The organism is Pedobacter kyonggii, assembly GCF_004310665.1.
Lineage (GTDB): Bacteria > Bacteroidota > Bacteroidia > Sphingobacteriales > Sphingobacteriaceae > Pedobacter > Pedobacter kyonggii.
This window is the reverse complement of sequence record NZ_SIXF01000008.1, coordinates 121,406-135,870: the sequence shown is the minus strand read 5'-3', so window position 1 is coordinate 135,870 and position 14,465 is coordinate 121,406. Positions and strand designations below refer to the sequence as shown.

At 37.5% G+C, this 14,465-nt stretch carries 15 protein-coding genes; 13 read left to right on the top strand and 2 right to left on the bottom strand.

What is annotated here, in order from left to right:
* The first annotated feature begins 58 nt into the window (after positions 1–58).
* Both EYS08_RS10805 and EYS08_RS10800 read left to right on the top strand, forming a co-directional pair.
* Positions 59–2,008, top strand: a complete 1,950-nt coding sequence (locus EYS08_RS10805) for an amino acid permease (RefSeq protein WP_131030047.1) — start codon at positions 59–61, stop codon at positions 2,006–2,008.
* Between the two features lie 124 nt (positions 2,009–2,132).
* Positions 2,133–2,675, top strand: a complete 543-nt coding sequence (locus EYS08_RS10800; protein ID WP_131030046.1) for a transposase — start codon at positions 2,133–2,135, stop codon at positions 2,673–2,675.
* A gap of 128 nt (positions 2,676–2,803) precedes the next feature.
* Here the strand turns inward: EYS08_RS10800 and EYS08_RS25690 are convergent, their stop codons facing one another.
* Together EYS08_RS25690 and EYS08_RS10795 are read right to left on the bottom strand one after the other, a co-directional pair.
* A complete protein-coding gene (locus EYS08_RS25690) occupies positions 2,804–2,956 on the bottom strand; it encodes a hypothetical protein (RefSeq protein ID WP_165456424.1) in 153 nt (50 codons plus the stop codon).
* Between the two features lie 3 nt (positions 2,957–2,959).
* On the bottom strand, positions 2,960–4,918 hold the full coding sequence (locus EYS08_RS10795; RefSeq protein WP_131030045.1) for a KUP/HAK/KT family potassium transporter: 1,959 nt from the start codon (positions 4,916–4,918) through the stop codon (positions 2,960–2,962).
* 180 nt (positions 4,919–5,098) lie between these two features.
* On the opposite strand from EYS08_RS10795, the gene EYS08_RS10790 reads away from it, so the two are divergent.
* From EYS08_RS10790 to EYS08_RS10740, 11 genes are all read left to right on the top strand, one after another.
* Positions 5,099–5,629, top strand: a complete 531-nt coding sequence (locus EYS08_RS10790) for a T9SS type A sorting domain-containing protein (protein ID WP_244215926.1) — start codon at positions 5,099–5,101, stop codon at positions 5,627–5,629.
* Between the two features lie 75 nt (positions 5,630–5,704).
* Positions 5,705–6,316: a fumarylacetoacetate hydrolase family protein gene (locus EYS08_RS10785; RefSeq protein WP_131030044.1), complete on the top strand. Its 612-nt coding sequence runs from the start codon at positions 5,705–5,707 to the stop codon at positions 6,314–6,316.
* Between the two features lie 3 nt (positions 6,317–6,319).
* On the top strand, positions 6,320–8,053 hold the full coding sequence (locus tag EYS08_RS10780; RefSeq protein ID WP_131030043.1) for a M23 family metallopeptidase: 1,734 nt from the start codon (positions 6,320–6,322) through the stop codon (positions 8,051–8,053).
* Between the two features lie 181 nt (positions 8,054–8,234).
* Positions 8,235–8,699: a thioredoxin-dependent thiol peroxidase gene (gene bcp / locus EYS08_RS10775; RefSeq protein ID WP_131030042.1), complete on the top strand. Its 465-nt coding sequence runs from the start codon at positions 8,235–8,237 to the stop codon at positions 8,697–8,699.
* Between the two features lie 57 nt (positions 8,700–8,756).
* Entirely contained in the window at positions 8,757–9,602 is an 846-nt protein-coding gene (locus EYS08_RS10770) for a transketolase (RefSeq protein ID WP_131030041.1), read from the top strand.
* 128 nt (positions 9,603–9,730) lie between these two features.
* Entirely contained in the window at positions 9,731–10,687 is a 957-nt protein-coding gene (locus EYS08_RS10765) for a transketolase family protein (protein ID WP_029274068.1), read from the top strand.
* A 92-nt stretch (positions 10,688–10,779) separates the two neighbouring features.
* Entirely contained in the window at positions 10,780–11,340 is a 561-nt protein-coding gene (locus EYS08_RS10760) for an RNA polymerase sigma factor (protein WP_025145705.1), read from the top strand.
* Between the two features lie 15 nt (positions 11,341–11,355).
* A complete protein-coding gene (locus EYS08_RS10755) occupies positions 11,356–12,030 on the top strand; it encodes a hypothetical protein (RefSeq protein WP_165456423.1) in 675 nt (224 codons plus the stop codon).
* A gap of 4 nt (positions 12,031–12,034) precedes the next feature.
* Complete coding sequence (locus EYS08_RS10750; RefSeq protein WP_131030039.1) at positions 12,035–12,475, top strand: hypothetical protein; 441 nt, start codon at positions 12,035–12,037, stop codon at positions 12,473–12,475.
* A gap of 71 nt (positions 12,476–12,546) precedes the next feature.
* Positions 12,547–13,746, top strand: a complete 1,200-nt coding sequence (locus EYS08_RS10745) for an aspartate aminotransferase family protein (protein WP_165456422.1) — start codon at positions 12,547–12,549, stop codon at positions 13,744–13,746.
* A gap of 34 nt (positions 13,747–13,780) precedes the next feature.
* On the top strand, positions 13,781–14,458 hold the full coding sequence (locus EYS08_RS10740; protein ID WP_131030038.1) for a response regulator transcription factor: 678 nt from the start codon (positions 13,781–13,783) through the stop codon (positions 14,456–14,458).
* The last annotated feature ends 7 nt before the right edge of the window (positions 14,459–14,465 follow it).

Below are 14,465 nucleotides of genomic sequence, written 5' to 3'. Positions count from 1 at the left end.
TGCTTTAAACGTTTTTAACCAAACTTTTTATAAGTTTGAAGAAACAAGCAAATAAAAGATGTTCGAAAAGCTATTCAGAAAGAAATCTATTTCCAAGATATTACAAGATGCGGCAAAAGGCTATGGCGACCATGAAAATACATTACATAAAACACTCGGAGTACGCGATTTAACAGCTTTTGGAATTGCAGCGATTATTGGAGCAGGAATTTTTAGTACGATTGGCAAGGCAAGTGCAGACGGAGGTCCGGCGGTAATCTTTTTATTTATTTTTACGGCAGTAGCCTGTAGTTTTGCGGCCTTTGCTTACGCAGAGTTTGCTTCAATGGTACCTGTTTCGGGCAGTGCTTATACCTATTCTTATGTAGCCTTCGGCGAACTGGTTGCCTGGATTATCGGGTGGTCGCTCATTATGGAATATTCCATCGGTAATATCACGGTAGCCATATCCTGGTCTGATTATTTTACAGGACTACTCTCTACCATAAAAATACCTCCCCTCGGCATAGAGGGCATCCATGTACCAGATTGGATGACAATGGACTATTTAAGTGCTTATAACGGACATAAACATGCTGAAGCGCTTTTGGCGGCTGGCAAAAACCTGGCAGATTTAGATTCGGCTACAGCCTTGGCCAATAACGCATGGCTTACCGCCCCAACAATCGGTAGTTTTCACCTCGTTGCAGATATTCCTGCTTTAGGTATTATTATTTTAATTACCTGGTTAATTTACCGTGGAATGAAAGAAAGCCGCAATGCCAGCAACGCGATGGTTGTGGTTAAACTTGCGGTAATTCTTTTGGTATTAGCAGTAGGTATATTTTATGTAGACACTAAAAACTGGGATCCATTTGCTCCGAATGGTGTTTCTGGAGTTTTAAAGGGTGTTTCGGCAGTATTTTTTGCTTATATCGGTTTCGATGCCATTTCTACAACGGCCGAAGAATGTAAAAACCCACAGCGTGATTTACCCCGCGGAATGATGTGGGCGATAATAATCTGTACCATCCTTTATGTGGCTATTGCGCTGGTTTTAACAGGTATTGTTAAATCAGATACTTTAGCCGTTGGCGATCCGTTGGCATTCGTTTTTGATCAGATCAACCTAAAATTAATGAGCGGTATTATTGCTGTAAGTGCGGTATTTGCCATGGCCAGTGTGCTTTTGGTTTTTCAAATGGGACAACCACGTATCTGGATGAGCATGAGCAGAGATGGCTTATTGCCAAAATCTTTTTCGAAAATTCACCCTAAATACAAAACGCCTTCGTTCGCAACCATTGTAGTAGGCTTTGTGGTGGCCGTACCATCATTGTTTATGAATCTTACTATCGTTACAGATCTCTGTTCTATCGGAACGCTTTTCGCTTTCGTACTGGTTTGTGCTGGGGTTTTAGTATTACAGAACAGGCCTGATGTACAGCGTGGAAAATTCAAAATACCTTATGTAAACAGTAAGTTTATTGTACCTATTGTTTTAATTGCGACTATATTTTTTGCATTCACAAAATATAGGAAAGAAACAAAAGCTTTCTTTTTCAATTCCCCTAAAACAATCCAAACGGTAACATTTGTTACTTCTTTAAGTGGCGATGAACTTAAAATTGTTAAAGAGGAAATTGTTAAAAATGCCACACCACAAATTGTATTGGCCGAAAAAGTAGATGCAGAATCTTATTTAAGTGCATTACCAGCTGATCGTTACGAACAGTTTATTTCAGCCTCAAAAGTACCAGTAGAAAAGAAATACGAAAGTGGTTGGGGGTTGTTTAAACACAAAATACCGATGTGGATTTTCCTGATCATCTGTGTGGTGATTACCTACTATTGCGTTACCAAAAACTTATCGTTAATTCCGGTTTTAGGACTAATCAGCTGTTTGTACATGATGTGCGAACTTGGCATTTCGAACTGGATCGGTTTCGGTATCTGGCTAGTAGTTGGCCTCGTAGTTTATTTTGCTTATGGTTATAGGCATAGTAAATTGGCAAATCCGGAGGTTTAGGAATACTATATGACAATTCTATCGGTCGGTGTCTCACCGACCGAAACAAATTTCATAACAATTATTATTATTTTTTGTATCTTGAGTTTAAGTTATCCCTGCAACTTAAACACTAAACTAAATAATGCTTATCTTACATAAAAGACAGGGACAAATGGATTATAACTATCCATATTTCTATACAGATACAATCTGTGACTTTGCACATTTATTAAATGATGATAACTTAAAAATGATCATCATAAATTCACTGAAATTTTTAGTCAATCAAAAACTTATTGAAGTATATGGCTATGTGATTATGTCTAACCACATTCATTTAATCTGGAATATGTTGAAATTAAACGGAAAGGAAGCTCCTGCAGCTAGCTTTACAAAATTTACAGCGCACGAGTTCAGGAGGTACTTGTTAGTTAATAACCCTCCGCTTATAAACCAATACCGTTCACAAAAGAATGATAGAATATTTCAGTTTTGGAAAAGAGATCCACTGGCCATCCCTTTGAGCAAAGAAGATATCCTGATACAAAAACTCGATTATATACATGATCCGATTCAAGAAAAATGGAGTCTATGCGTACAGCCAGAAGATTATAAATGGAGTAGCGTAAGTTTCTATGAAACAGGGATAGATCAGTTCGGGATACTTACACATTTTAGAGATTAATATTTCGGTCGGTGAGACACCAACCGATAGCCCTCGAGTGATAAGACCCTGAAACAAGTTCAGGGTGACGATCTCGCAAATGTCCTTCTAACAACAAATCCCCTTTCTTTAACAGAAAGAGGATTTGTTTATTTCTTCTTTATAAAGGCCAGGGCAGTAATCATCACCAGCCCTAATCCAGATGCAATCATATAATTATTGGCATGATCGAAATGGTATAATTTAGCTACAGGTCCAGCTATAAATAAACTCACTCCCAATATTAAAATCGCAGCTCTCATTAATTAAACCGGTAATCTATTTAATTCAATATCATCTGGTGTAACGAAAATCAATGGAACTTTCTCTACATCAACATAACTACTATCCAAGCCAAAACTCCGCTCTTCTGATAAACTTAATTTTTTAAGGATAAAGTAATAATCCATAATCTGTCTTTCGTAGAAACTCAACTTGGTAAACTTAGATAAATGTTTTTCTAAAAGAACAAACCTGAAATCACCAGCAATTTTATGTTTGTTTAACGAAGTGTACTGACTGGTAATATCGATTTCTCCATTCTTCACCAACTCTTCAACCACTTTACGGTAAAGTAAATTTACACGTTGCTCAATCCTGAAACCTAATCTAAAATCAATCCTAATCAGTTTTCCAGGGATCAGGAATTCTACTTTATAATCTAAGGTATAAGGCTCGTCCATTACATCAACGTGCACTAGCCAGTACACATCAGCACGTTTTGGTTCCTTTTGAATAATGGAATAGATAATTTTCGATTCGATCTCCGTTTTAAAGTTTGCACTGGTTAAATAAACCAGCTGAGACGAGTATTTCGGAACCGATTCATCTCCGCTCAGTTCAGTTAAAATCTCATAATAATCCTCAATTTCGACATATTTAACAAAACGGTTTTTGATTTTTCGGGCTACAAACCAACTCCACATCACTGTAAACAATAACGAGCCGATTAATACTGTTACCCAACCACCATGTAAGAATTTGGTTAAATTACTGATCAAAAATGTTCCTTCAATAATTACATAGGTAAAAAAGAATATCGCAACTAAATATTTCGGGAAACGTCTGCTTCTCAAATAAAAACTAACCAGAATGGTGGTCATTAACATGGCTATGGTAATAGATAAACCATAGGCCGCATCCATTTTCTCTGCCTTTTGGAACAACAGTACAATACCACAGCAACCAATCCATAACATCCAGTTAATAGAGGGAACATATAGCTGGCCTTTAGAAACCGATGGGTAAACAATTTTAATTTTAGGCCAAAGGTTCAAACGTACTGCTTCAGCAATTAAGGTAAAAGACCCACTAATTAAAGCCTGACTGGCAATTACTGCAGCCATAGTAGCCAGTATAACCATCGGAATTTGAAACTGATCTGGAATGATCTGGAAAAATGGATTCATTTTTGCACCTGGAACATAACTTCCGCTGTTCTGCAAAATCCAAACGCCTTGCCCTAAATAATTTAAGATAAGGGTTAACTTCACGAAAATCCAGCTGGTTCTGATGTTATTTCTACCGCAGTGACCTAAGTCAGAATATAAGGCCTCAGCCCCTGTTGTACATAAAAACACACCGCCCAAGATTAAAAACGCTAGTTTATTGGTAACCAGTAAATGAATGGCATAGTAAGGATTAAATGCCTTTAGGATACTGAAATCTTTAACAATAAAAGACATACCCAAAACACCCAGAACAGCAAACCACACAAACATTACGGGTCCAAAAAGCTTTCCAACCAAATTGGTTCCAAACTGCTGGATAATAAATAAGATGGTTAAAATGGTTAGTACAATTGGAATAACGGGTACCTCAAATTTATTGGTAAGCCCCTCAATTGCCGATGTTACCGTAATACTAGGGGTGATAATACCATCTGCAAGTAATGCACAGCCGCCTACAACGGCTGGAACCACTAACCACTTGGCCTTTTTCCGCACGAGTGAGAATAAAGAGAAAATACCACCTTCACCTTTATTATCAGCCCTTAGGGTAATAATAACATACTTAATGGTGGTTTGTAAGGTTAATGTCCAAATGATACAAGATAAAACCCCTAAAACATTTGTTGGATTGATATCTTGCTTCCCCCCTAAAATTGTAGTAAAAATTGCGTTTAAGGTATACAAAGGTGATGTACCTATATCGCCAAAAACAATTCCCAAACTCACCAGGACTCCACCAGCGGTTAACGCGTTGACATTTTTATGATTTGACACTTCGTTGATTATTTTTTGCGAGCAAAAGTAAGCTAACTATAACAATTTAACAACCAATTTATTGTGTATTTTTAACACTATGAAATTTAAATTTTATTGTTAAATTGTGTTAAATTATGGGTTTTAAACAAAATGTTTAATTTCTTTGTTTTAAATTAATACATTTGCTATACCAATTTGATGAAACTCTACGCTAAGATAACGTTCCTCACAAAACTTGTATGCACATTGTGCATTGTGGTACTGTGCGGTATAAATTCTTGGGCGCAACAAGCTGATAGTATTCGCATTAGCTTAAAAAACAGAACAAAAAAAGTAAGCAGAATTCCTGAAATTAAAGCCAACATTACGCCTTACAAACCACTTTATATGACAGTTGGCGGTTCTGGAATGTTCAATACTTACTCTACAACTCCTAAAAATACAACGGTTGTAGCGAAAGATAAATTGTTAACCATCGTAAAAATATATCCCAATCCAGTAGAAGATCAGTTAAATATTATTTTATCTATCGGAAAAGATGGCACACAGACTACGATCAAAATCATTGATTTATTGGGAAATGAAGTGGCAACACTTTCAAACGAACGATTAAATGCTGGTGAGCAGACCAAAAGTTTCGTCATCCCTAGCAGAATTAATCCTGGTATTTACTTTTTGAGGGTTATCGCAGGTTCAGAAAGTCAAGTAAAACGGATCTCAGTTTTATAACACCATTTTCTTTTCTATTTTTGATTGATGCGGATTCAATTCCCATCTATTTTATCATATTTCATATTCTTAAGAATGAAAATCATAGCCATTGGCCGAAATTATGCCGAACATGCAAAAGAACTGAACAATCCGGTTCCAACTACACCAGTAATTTTTCTGAAACCTGATACAGCCGTTTTAAAAGATAATAAACCTTTTTACCTGCCCGATTTTTCTGATGATGTTCATTATGAACTGGAAGTAGTTTTAAAAATCTGCAAGGAAGGAAAACATATTGCCGAAAAATTTGCAGCTAATTATTATGATGAAGTTGGATTAGGCATCGATTTTACCGCACGCGATATCCAGAGCAAACATAAAGAGAAAGGATTGCCCTGGGAGCTTGCCAAAGCTTTTGATAACTCGGCACCTATCAGTATTTTTCAGCCTAAAAGTGACTTTGAAGATCTTTACAACCTAAATTTCGAGTTGAAGGTAAATGGCGAAAGCCGTCAGGTTGGCCATACTAAAGATTTGTTATTCTCGTTCGAGAAGATAATCAGCTTTGTTTCTCAATATATTACTTTAAAAAAAGGCGATTTAATTTTTACCGGAACACCGCAGGGTGTCGGAAAAATAAATAAAGGCGATAAATTGGAAGCCTGGTTAGAAGGAAAGCAACTCTTAAATTTTGATGCAAAGTAACGAATGATTAAAAACCCGATCCAGTACAAGTTAAAATTTTTGGTTTCGATTTGCCTTTTATTTGCCTCAATTTTTGTTCAGGCGCAACAGATTTTCAGTACAAACAAATATCCGATAACAGATTTCAGACAACCTTTGGACATTAGTCCTCCTGCCCTTGCGGGTTCTTTTGGCGAAATCCGCGGCAATCACTTTCATTCTGGAATTGATTTCAGGACCAATCAGCGCGAAGGTTACCCTGTTTATGCCGTTGCAGATGGATATATTTCCAGGTTAAGGGTACAGAACAGTGGTTTCGGACAGGCGCTGTACATCAATCACCCTAATGGTTTCACTACCGTATATGGACACCTTCAACGTTTCGCCCCCAAAATTGCAACCATTGTTAAAAACCTTGAATACGAAAAAAAATCATTTGAAATTGATGAGTTCCCGGATGCCACATTAATTCCGGTACATAAAGGCGAGATTATTGCCTGGTCTGGTAATCGTGGTAGTTCGGGCGGTCCGCATTTACATTTCGAAATCAGAGATACCAAAACGGAAGAAACTATAAATCCTCAGTTTTTCGGGATCATCATACCCGATAATATTCCGCCAGTTATTCATGGTTTATATGTGTACCGTTTAAATGGTAAAAGCTTTAACGAAAATACACCTAAACAAGCGATCGGCATCACCGGAGCAAATGGCAACTATAAAACTACTGGCCCCATCAGTTTAACTGGTGAGGTTGGCTTCGGCATTGTGGTAACCGATCGGCATAATGGCTTATCGGGCACCAATGGGGTGTATTCGATCCAACTGGAAGTTGATGGGAAGAAAATATATACTTCTGCCCTTGAACGCTTTGCGTTTGAACACAGTAAGGCCATCAACTCGCACATCGATTACCCAACTTATTTAAATACCAAAAGGAGTATTCAGAAAAGTTTTGTTGAACCAGGCAACCCTTTAAAAATTTATAGCGGTTTGGTAAACAGTGGTAGGATTAATTTTAACGATGGTGCTTCACATCAAGTACGCTACACTATAACCGATTCGAAAGGGAACTCGTCTGTTCTACCATTTACCGTAAATGCAGGTACTGCACCTATTGCTGCGCCAGTTATTCCCGCCGGGATAATTTATCCATATAATAAAGTAAATGAGTTTAATAACGATGACATTAAAGTGGTTTTCCCACTGGGAACATTGTACAGCGATTTAAATTTTACTTATAAAAAACTACCTAAACCAACAGGAAATGCCTGGTCGGCTGTACACCACATTCACAATAGGTACACACCCTTGCATATCGGCTTCGATATCTCGATCAAGGCTGATAACCTTCCGGAAAATTTGAGAAGCAAAGCCTTAATTGTAAATAGCAATGGTTCATCTCAGGGCGGATTTTTCGAGAATGGCTATGTTAAGGCTACTCCAAAAAACTTCGGCAGTTTTTATATCGCGACTGATACGCTTGCGCCAAGGATAATACCTGTAAATATTGCTGAAGGGAAAAACATGGCCGGTTTATCTAAAATATTTTTCAAGATCAGTGATAATTTATCAGGCATAAAAAGTTTTAATGGTTATATCGATGGCAAATGGGCATTAATGGAATTTGACACCAAAACAGCAACGCTTTGGCACAGTTTCGACGAAAGAACAGCTTCAGGAAAGCATACATTGGAATTAGTTGTAGTGGATATGAAAGAAAATACCAGAAAATACACGACAACATTCTTTAAATAGGAACATTTTTTTAAGAATTTACAGATTTTACAAGTGATTTGGCATCAATATCAATGATTTACACTAAGAAATGTCATCTTTTAACATAAATTGAACAGTATAATAAGTTAAACTGTTTAAATTGCACAGCAGTTAACAGTATAAAGAACCGATTTAAACATTAACCGATTAACCAATAATTATGGCAGAGTTAAAAGAAGGTGATCAGGCACCGGCAATTACATCAAAAGATCAAAACGGCATTGAAGTTTCTTTAAGCGATTATCAAGGTAAAACAGTTGTTCTGTATTTTTACCCTAAAGATGATACACCAGGCTGTACTGCCGAAGCTTGCGATTTCAGGGATAACTATCAGGGCTTACAAGCAAAAGGCATTGTGGTTTTAGGTGTTAGCGTTGATGATGAAAAATCGCACCAGAAATTTGTTGCCAAGCATAACTTACCATTTACCCTGCTTGCCGATACCAACCAGAAAATTGTAAACGACTATGGTGTTTGGGCAGAAAAAAATATGTACGGCAAAAAATACATGGGTACAGTACGTACCACTTTCATTATAGGTGGCGATGGAAAAATTGCCCATATCATCAAAAAAGTTGACACAAAAAACTCAACACAACAAGTACTCGATTTAATTAATAACTAATTATGATATAGCGGGTAAAATATTACCTTTGCTATGTAACAACAACCTCTTATTTTAATGAAACATACAATTAAAGAGCTAGAAGATATTGCCTCTCAAATTAGAAGAGATATCGTAAGAATGGTTCACGGATGTCAATCAGGTCACCCAGGCGCCTCGCTTGGTTGTGCAGATTTTTTTACAGCTTTATATTTTGAAGTATTGAACCACAAAACAGACTTCACAATGGAAGGTGCTGGCGAAGATCTTTTCTTCCTTTCGAACGGACACATTTCTCCGGTATGGTACAGTACATTAGCTCACGCTGGTTATTTCGATAAAAGTGAACTGGCAACTTTCCGTAAACTAGATTCTAGATTACAAGGTCACCCCACTACCCATGAGCATTTACCAGGTATCCGTATTGCTTCGGGCTCATTAGGCCAGGGCTTATCAGTTGCCATTGGTGCAGCATTAGCCAAAAAATTAAACGGCGATAAATCTCACATTTTTGCCTTATTAGGTGATGGAGAATTACAGGAAGGACAAAACTGGGAAGCAGCAATGTTCGCCCCTTTTAATAAAGTTGACCATTTAATTGCATCGATTGATTATAACGGGCAGCAGATTGATGGACCAACAAGCAAAGTACTTGCTTTGGATAGCTTACAGGCTAAGTTCGAAGCTTTCGGATGGCACGTTATCAATACTGATGGTAATGATATGCAAGCTATAGTTGAAGGTTTACATTATGCTAAAACATTAACCGGAAAAGGCAAACCGATCTTGAATTTAATGAGTACTCAAATGGGTGCTGGTGTAGATTATATGATGGGTACACACAAATGGCATGGTACAGCGCCTAATGATGAACAATTAGCAGCAGCGTTAGCGCAATTACCAGAAACTTTAGGGGATTACTAACCCCCTGCCCCCTGAAGGGGGAGTAAATAACTTTTAATTTTAACTACAAATAAAGCCCCTTTAGGGGTTTGGGGTATGAAAACCTGCGAAGCAAGCTTGAACACCTTTAAATAAAAAATGATAAGCTCGTGAAAAAATATACATATACAGAAAAAAAAGATACGCGTTCGGGTTTTGGAGCTGGCTTACATGAGGCTGGAAAGAAAAACGAAAATGTGGTTGCCTTATGTGCCGATTTAGTTGGATCGCTTAAAATGGATGCTTTTATTAAAGATTTTCCTGAGCGTTTTACCCAAGTGGGTATTGCAGAAGCAAACATGATCGGTATTGCAGCAGGCATGACTATTGGTGGTAAGATCCCTTTTACAGGTACTTTTGCCAACTTTTCTACAGGCCGGGTTTATGACCAGATCCGCCAATCGGTAGCTTATTCCAATAAAAACGTTAAAATCTGTGCATCTCACGCAGGCTTAACCTTAGGCGAAGATGGTGCAACCCACCAAATTTTAGAAGATATAGGTTTAATGAAAATGTTGCCAGGAATGGTAGTAATCAATCCTTGCGATTACAACCAGACTAAAGCAGCAACAATGGCCATTGCAGAATACGAAGGTCCGGTTTATTTACGTTTTGGCCGTCCGGTAATCCCTGTATTTACAGATCCGGATCAAAAATTTGAGATCGGTAAAGCATGGATGGTTAACGAAGGAACAGATGTTACCATTATTGCTACTGGCCATATGGTTTGGAAAGCAATCGAAGCTGGTGAAAAATTAGCTGAATTGGGTATCGATGCTGAAATTATCAATATCCACACCATTAAACCATTAGATGACGAAGCCATCTTAAAATCAGTGAAGAAAACTGGTTGTGTGGTTACCTGCGAAGAGCATAATAAATTTGGTGGCTTAGGCGAAAGTGTAGCGCGTTTGTTAACTACCGAATTGCCAACTCCACAGGAGTTTGTAGCCACTAACGATACCTTTGGCGAAAGCGGAACACCAGATCAATTAATGTCTAAATATGGCTTAGATGCTGTAAACATTGTTGAAGCTGTTCAAAAAGTAATTGGCAGAAAAAAATAAAATTTAAAATTTAACCACAAAGACACTAAGAACACTAAGTATAACCAAACCTTTGTGTACTTCGTGTCTTTGTGGTTTTATAATGATCATAAATGAAACAAGTTGAAGATTCAGAAATTCTTGCAATGTTCGCTGTTGAGCGTACGCGTAATGAAGCCTTTAACCTGTTGCTAAAAAAATACCAGCAAAAAATATATTGGCACATTCGCAGGCTGGTTTTAAACCACGATGATTGCGACGATCTTTTACAAGAAGTATTTGTTAAAGTTTGGAAAAACCTCGATAAATTTAGGAGCGATTCTCAGCTTTATACCTGGATTTACCGTATTGCCACAAACGAATCCATCACTTTCTTAAATAAGCAAAAACAGCGGAACAATACGCCTTTAGATGAAGTATCATCCGAGCTTGCCGACAACTTAGTTGCTTCATCTTATTTTAACGGCGATAAACTTGAGCTTAAACTGCAAAAAGCAATTCTTACTCTGCCTGAAAAACAACGGATTATCTTCAATATGAAATATTTCGACGACATGAAATATGAAGAGATTTCGGAAGTGTTAGGCACCTCTGTAGGGGCTTTAAAAGCATCGTTTCATATCGCTGCAAAAAAAATTGAAGCTTTTATTACAAATGATGAAATAGACTATTAAACCTTTTCACTTTAATTGTATCATATATCTGTGATGAACGAAAATATAGAAAATAACGATTGGATGAACGAAGCCCCTGCACTTATGGCAATGGGGAAACGCAATCCTTTCTCCGTTCCTGATGGATACTTCGAAAATTGTGATGAGGCTATTTTTTCTGCTGTATTTTTGGATGGGTTGAAACAGAAAACAAATAACAATAGTTTTGAAGTTCCGCAGAATTATTTTGAAGATTTAACGGAACGGATACAAACCCGGATTGCCCTGTCTGAAATGCCTAAGGCAGATCAGGCCTTTGCAGTACCCGAAAATTATTTCGACACCCTGCAGCGTAGAATTGCTGATAGGATTGCGGCATCTGAGCCTAAAAAGGAGACTAAGATTATTCCTTTATGGAGGCGCAGCATTGTTAAATATGCAAGCGCAGCATGTTTCTTATTAATGGCTTCGTTTGGCGTATATTTTTACCAGAATAGCTCTACCAATGTGATTCAGCAAGTACAATCTGCAGAAGCAATAAACGAACAGCTATTGTACGATATTGATGAAAGTACGATCATCGATCATTTAGAAGCGCAAAATACTACATCATCTAATATAAAAACTGCCTCTGCGTCAGATACAGAAATGGAAAACTACATCTTGAGTAATTTCTCATCAAGTGATTTATCTCAGGAACTAAATAATTGATATAATGAAGAATTTACTTTTTGTTGCTTTAATGTTTTTATTACCCACTACCTTACTGGCACAAAAACCAAGGGGAGAAGAAATAGAATCACTTAAAATAGCTTTTTTCACTCAAAAACTTGACCTATCACCAGAAGAGGCTAAAATTTTCTGGCCGATTTATAACGATATGCAAGCAGAGCAAAACGCCTTGCGCAAAGAACGCATACAAAAAATGATCTCTTTCAAAAAAACGACAGAAATAGATAACCTAACCGATGCACAGGTGCAAAGTTTAATTACCAGCGAATTCGATTTCAAGCAAAAAGATCTTAATCTCGATAAAAAATATTACAACAAACTTAAAGCGGTATTGCCAATAAAAATTGTTGGAAAGTTTTACCGGGCTCAGGAAGGTTTTAAACGAGAATTACTCAATAGATTTAAAGGCGGTAAAAGGCAATAAAGAAAAAGACTTACAGCAATGTAGGTCTTTTTTTGTTTTAAAGCACTATATCATTTCCGTACTTTTGTGCCATGCTTACCCAACGTCAGTTGTTTTTACAACACAATGCACAAACCTCTCCAGAGCCGCTTATGCTCGAATTTGTAAGGGCAAAAGGAATTTATATTTACGATGCCCAAAACAAAAAACACATCGATCTGATTGCTGGTATCGGCGTAAGTAATGTTGGCCATTGCCATCCAGCGGTAGTGAAAGCTATTCAAGGGCAAGCAGAAACGTACATGCACCTAATGGTTTATGGCGAATATGTGCAAACACCTCAGGTAAATTTTGCAAAAGCCCTTGCCGATATCCTACCCGAAAGCTTAAGCTGCACCTACTTTTTAAACTCAGGAACGGAGGCTGTAGAAGGCGCCATGAAACTGGCCAAACGTTACACAGGCCGCAAAGGATTTATTGCCTGCAAAAATGCTTACCACGGTAGTACGCAGGGTGCCGAAAGTTTAATGGAAAGCGATTTCTATTCCTCCGGCTACGGTCCATTCTTGCCACATGTAGGTTTTATTGAACATAATAACATTGCTGATCTCGAAAAAATTACTACAGAAATTGCTGCTGTTTTTATCGAACCTATACAAGGTGAAGCCGGAATAAGAGTTGCCGATTTAAGTTACATGCAGGCTTTGCGGACCAAATGTACCGAAACAGGAACTTTATTGATCTTCGACGAAATACAATCAGGTTTTGGCCGAAGCGGTAAAATGTTTGCCTTTGAGCATTATAATATTGTGCCAGATGTTCTGCTTCTGGCGAAAGGGATTGGTGGTGGAATGCCAATTGGGGCTTTTATCAGTTCGCTGGAAATTATGTCGGTATTATCGCATACGCCAATTTTGGGTCACATGACTACTTTTGGCGGTCACCCGGTTTGTTGCGCTGCTGGATTGGCGACCTTACGTACCTTAATTGACGACCATATTGTTGATGAAGTAGAAGAAAAAGGGCAGTTGTTTAAACAACGCTTAAAACATCCTGCCATTAAAGAAATTAGGGGAAAAGGTTTAATGTTGGCGGTTGAATTTGAAAATTTCGAGATCAATAAAAAAATCATTGATGCCTGCATTTTAGACGGTGTGTTATCAGACTGGTTTTTACATTGCAGCAATTCTATGCGCATTGCCCCTCCTTTAATTATGACCAAAGAAGAAATTAAAGAAGCTTGTGCGATCATCTTAAAAAATATTAACTTAGTCTTAGAGACTAAAGCATAAAGCTGAAAGACTAAAGAACATTAACTAAATTAAAATGAACGTACTCATAGTTGAAGATGAAAAAAGCCTGGCGCTTGAAATGGATGAATTCTTGAGCAAAGAAGGATTTATTGTAGAGCATGCCTGGAAAAAATCTTCTGCGGAAGAAAAAATATTTGTAAACAATTATGATTTCATTTTACTCGATTTAGGTTTGCCTGATGGTGATGGTTTTGAAATTTTAAAGCAACTTAAAACGATGAAAGATCGTGATGATGCAGTAATCATTTTAACTGCCCGCAGCGCTGTAGATGACCGTATTAAAGGCTTAGACGAAGGCGCTGATGATTATTTACCTAAGCCATTTTCGCTAAATGAACTCTTGGCCCGTATACACGCTATTACCCGTAGAAAACACAAGTTAGAGAAAAATGAAGTCAACATTCATAATTTTTTGCTCAATATTCAGAACAGGACCGTTTCATTTGGTGATGAAAGATTAAACCTCACCAAAAAGGAATTCGAAATATTTAACTATTTGGTGTTGAACAAAAACCGCGTGGTATCGAGAATGAGTTTAACTGAACACGTTTGGGGTGATATTTTAGAAGTCAATTCTGATTCTAACTTTGTTGATGTTCATGTTAAAAACCTGCGAAAAAAACTTGCAGCAGTGAGTGTAACAGATTGGTTTGAAACCGTAAGGAGTATTGGCTATAGGATTAATTGCTAGAGACTCG

Excerpts from the sequence above, each read along its gene's own strand:
- EYS08_RS10740 (WP_131030038.1), top strand. The coding sequence starts at position 13,781 with ATGAACGTACTCATAGTTGAAGATGAAAAAAGCCTGGCGCTTGAAATG.
- EYS08_RS10800 (WP_131030046.1), top strand. The coding sequence starts at position 2,133 with ATGCTTATCTTACATAAAAGACAGGGACAAATGGATTATAACTATCCA.
- bcp (WP_131030042.1), top strand. The coding sequence starts at position 8,235 with ATGGCAGAGTTAAAAGAAGGTGATCAGGCACCGGCAATTACATCAAAA.
- EYS08_RS10760 (WP_025145705.1), top strand. The coding sequence starts at position 10,780 with ATGAAACAAGTTGAAGATTCAGAAATTCTTGCAATGTTCGCTGTTGAG.
- EYS08_RS10780 (WP_131030043.1), top strand. The coding sequence starts at position 6,320 with ATGATTAAAAACCCGATCCAGTACAAGTTAAAATTTTTGGTTTCGATT.
- EYS08_RS10750 (WP_131030039.1), top strand. The coding sequence starts at position 12,035 with ATGAAGAATTTACTTTTTGTTGCTTTAATGTTTTTATTACCCACTACC.
- EYS08_RS25690 (WP_165456424.1), bottom strand. The coding sequence starts at position 2,956 with ATGAGAGCTGCGATTTTAATATTGGGAGTGAGTTTATTTATAGCTGGA.
- EYS08_RS10770 (WP_131030041.1), top strand. The coding sequence starts at position 8,757 with ATGAAACATACAATTAAAGAGCTAGAAGATATTGCCTCTCAAATTAGA.
- EYS08_RS10745 (WP_165456422.1), top strand. The coding sequence starts at position 12,547 with ATGCTTACCCAACGTCAGTTGTTTTTACAACACAATGCACAAACCTCT.
- EYS08_RS10790 (WP_244215926.1), top strand. The coding sequence starts at position 5,099 with ATGAAACTCTACGCTAAGATAACGTTCCTCACAAAACTTGTATGCACA.
- EYS08_RS10785 (WP_131030044.1), top strand. The coding sequence starts at position 5,705 with ATGAAAATCATAGCCATTGGCCGAAATTATGCCGAACATGCAAAAGAA.
- EYS08_RS10805 (WP_131030047.1), top strand. The coding sequence starts at position 59 with ATGTTCGAAAAGCTATTCAGAAAGAAATCTATTTCCAAGATATTACAA.